1 protein-coding gene is annotated in these 656 nt (G+C 70.3%); it reads right to left on the bottom strand.

The window, feature by feature from the left end; translation table 11 throughout:
- The coding region (locus CFP71_RS42935) for an amidase family protein (protein ID WP_244200060.1) at positions 1–656 on the bottom strand (656 nt) is incomplete at both ends.

Here is a 656-nt window from a genome sequence, read left to right as displayed (position 1 = left end):
AAGCGGGCATGAGTGGTGCTAATGTAACTGCAGTTGAGACGTGTGCTCTTCCGATGTGCTCGTGACGCGCGGGCGGCAGCGCCAAGGTGTGCGCTTGGCCGTGTGTCAGCGGGTCCGGTCCGGCCATGACGTCGAGCAGGAGCGTGAGGTCGCGGGCGGTGCGCGCCATCGGACCGACGACGGCCAGGTCGAGGTCGGTCGGCAAGGCCTGTTCGGTCGGCGGGACCATGCCGCGCGTCGCCGCCAGGCCGACCGTCGGTTTGTGCGCGTGGATGCCGCAGAAGTGCGCGGGGGTGCGCAGTGAACCGGCGAGGTCGGAGCCGAGGGACAGCGCGCCGAATCCGGAGGCCAGGGCCGCCGCCGATCCGCCGGAGGATCCGCCCGGCGTGCGGTCGTGGTCCCACGGATTGTTGGTGGTGCCGAAGATCTCGTTGAAGGTCTGGATGTCCTGCAGCCCCAAGGGCACGTTGGTCTTGCCCAGCACCACCGCACCCGCGGCCTTGAGCCGGGACACCTGCACCGCGTCCTCGGAGGGAACGAAATCCCGGTGCTGCGGCATGCCCCAGGTCGTGGGCAGCCCGACCATGTTGTAGCTGTCCTTGACCGTCACCGGGACGCCGAGCAGCGGCCGGACTTCGCCGCGGGCGCGCGCGTGG

The sequence above is a fragment of the Amycolatopsis thailandensis genome, assembly GCF_002234405.1.
In the GTDB taxonomy this organism is placed as follows: Bacteria; Actinomycetota; Actinomycetes; order Mycobacteriales; family Pseudonocardiaceae; genus Amycolatopsis; species Amycolatopsis thailandensis.
The sequence above is the reverse complement of the archived record's forward strand: the minus strand, read 5'-3'. Positions and strand labels throughout refer to the sequence as shown.